The sequence below is a fragment of the Micromonospora sp. KC207 genome, assembly GCF_004348615.1.
Lineage (GTDB): Bacteria > Actinomycetota > Actinomycetes > Mycobacteriales > Micromonosporaceae > Micromonospora.
The window spans coordinates 1-2,071 of sequence record NZ_SMKJ01000539.1; the positions used below are offsets into that span (position 1 = coordinate 1).

At 72.8% G+C, this 2,071-nt stretch carries 3 protein-coding genes and 1 pseudogene; all 4 read right to left on the reverse strand.

Going from position 1 to position 2,071, the window contains the following annotated elements:
- A pseudogene (locus tag E1258_RS32255) lies at positions 1 to 248 on the reverse strand (hypothetical protein); the annotation flags it as partial.
- A 38-nt stretch (positions 249 to 286) separates the two neighbouring features.
- Positions 287 to 1,036: an ATP/GTP-binding protein gene (locus E1258_RS32260; RefSeq protein WP_207919916.1), complete on the reverse strand. Its 750-nt coding sequence runs from the start codon at positions 1,034 to 1,036 to the stop codon at positions 287 to 289.
- Complete coding sequence (locus E1258_RS32265; RefSeq protein WP_132407719.1) at positions 1,014 to 1,475, reverse strand: DUF742 domain-containing protein; 462 nt, start codon at positions 1,473 to 1,475, stop codon at positions 1,014 to 1,016. Before E1258_RS32265 ends, E1258_RS32260 begins: the two co-directional genes overlap by 23 nt.
- Complete coding sequence (locus E1258_RS32270; RefSeq protein WP_007073274.1) at positions 1,472 to 1,936, reverse strand: roadblock/LC7 domain-containing protein; 465 nt, start codon at positions 1,934 to 1,936, stop codon at positions 1,472 to 1,474. Before E1258_RS32270 ends, E1258_RS32265 begins: the two co-directional genes overlap by 4 nt.
- Between the last annotated feature and the right edge of the window lie 135 nt (positions 1,937 to 2,071).

Sequence of the window (2,071 nt, forward strand, 5' to 3'; positions counted from 1 at the left end):
GGAAGCAGGGGGGCCGCCGAGTTTTGGTCGGCGTCGATTCCCGGCTCGGCCTGCGGAGCCGGGATGGTGCCACGTCCCGGCTCGGCCCGCAGGGCCGTAGTGGCGTCCAACCCGTCCCACCGGGCCGGGTTCTCCCCCGGGGCAGCCGGTTCCCGGCCGGACTCGTCACCCGGGTCCACGCCCCGCCGGCGGAGCGCCTCCTCACGTCGGGCGAGCCGGGCCAGTGTCTCGTCCAGGTCACCTCTCATGTCGCCACCCTTCCGCGCGTGGACCGAACCGGGCCGGTTCAGTCCCTCCTGTCCCGGGTGGCCCGGTCCAACGCCCGGTCCAGGACGACCAGCAGGGCGTCTCGGACCGAGAGCCGGTCCCGGGCGTCGAACTGCACCAGGGGCACCTGGTCGGAGATGGCCAGGGCCCACCGGATCGAGGCGAGGTCCAGGGCCACCTGGCCGTCGAAGGCGTTCACCCCGACGACGAACGGCAGCCCGGCCCGCTCGAAGAAGTCGATCGCCGGGTAGCAGTCGTCCAGCCGTGCGCTGTCCACCACCACCAGCGCGCCGAGCGCCCCCCGGGCCAGGTCGTCCCACATGAACCCGAAGCGGGACTGGCCGGGGGTACCGAAGAGGTAGAGCTTTAGGCTGTGGTCGATCGTCACGCAGCCGAAGTCCATCGCCACCGTGGTGGTGGTCTTGCCGGACCGCGCGCCGGGGTCGTCGATGCCGATCCCGGCGCTGGTCATCTCCGCCTCGGTGGTCAGGGGCGCGATTTCCGAGATGGCCCCGACCGTGGTGGTCTTGCCCACCCCGAAGCCGCCGGCGACGAGGAGCTTGACCGGGATCGGGGGCGGGGTTCGGCCCGTACCGATGTCCGGTGCGCCGTGCCGTGGCCCGGCCTGCGGCCGGTACGGCGATGGCGGCGTGGCGCGCCCGGTGGCCGGCGTGGCACCCGCCGGGGTGCCGTAGCGGGCGGCGGCGCTGTTGGCGGCGAGTCCGCCCAGCGGGGCCGGCGGCCATTCAGGAGATCGCACGGAGTCCATCAATCACTCGCAGGATGATGTCGGGGTCAAGGGCGTCGTTGGCGGTGCTGACGTGCACGTCGAGGTGGCCGGCGGCCCGGAGGTCACCGACGAGGACCCGGGTGACGCCGAAGTGCAGCCGGGTCCGAGCCGAGATCTCCGCCACCGATATCGGTTCCCCGCAGAGCGCGATGATCGCCTGGAGCTCGGGGGTGAGCCGGAAGGCCGGCTTCGCGCCCCGGGCGCCGGGGTCGGGCCGGGCGGTCACCTGGGTCTCCAGGCTGATCGCCGGGTCCACCCCGGCCACCCTGCCGGAGGTCAGCACGAACGGGCGTGGTCCGGCCGGCAGCTCCGGGTCCCGGCCGGGAAGATCGTCGCCTGGGGACGACGCCCGCAGGTAGGGCCGGATCCGGACGGCGGGTTCCGGATCCGGCCCGGTGCCGGCGACGTCCGGGCTCACTGCTGGACGGCGTTCTTCAGCTCGGCGATCAGTCGCGGGGTGAGGGCACCGCCGGCCCGTCCGGCAAAGAGGGTCATCTCGTACGCCACGGTGCCGAGGTTCGCCGACCGGTCGGCCACCACCCCGAGCACCGAACCGGCGCTGATCGCGCTGATCAGCAGGTAGCCGTCGGCCATGTCGACGATCACCCGGTTCAGGCCGCCGAGGGCGTACCAGCTCGCCGCGCCGCCGGCGAGGCTCGTCATGCCGGAGACCACGGCGGCGAGGCGTTCGGCGTTCGACCGGTCCTTGATCGCCGACATGGCCATAAGCAGCCCGTCGGAGGAGACCGCGATCGCCTCCACCACACCGGCCGTGCTGGAGGTGAACGAGTCGAGCAGCCAGTTGAACGTGCGGGCCTCCGGGCTGAGGTTGCCGGGGTGCTGGTGCTCGACGTTTTCGTGCAGGTACGGGCTGGTCACCGTTTTGATCCTTCTTCGTAGCGGCGGTCTGGACGGGCTTCGCGCAGTGCACGGGCGACGCCCGCCTCGAACTGGTTGATCAGGTCGCGTACCTCTCCGGGGTCGCCGGGATTGGCCGGGGGAGCGGGCCGGGGC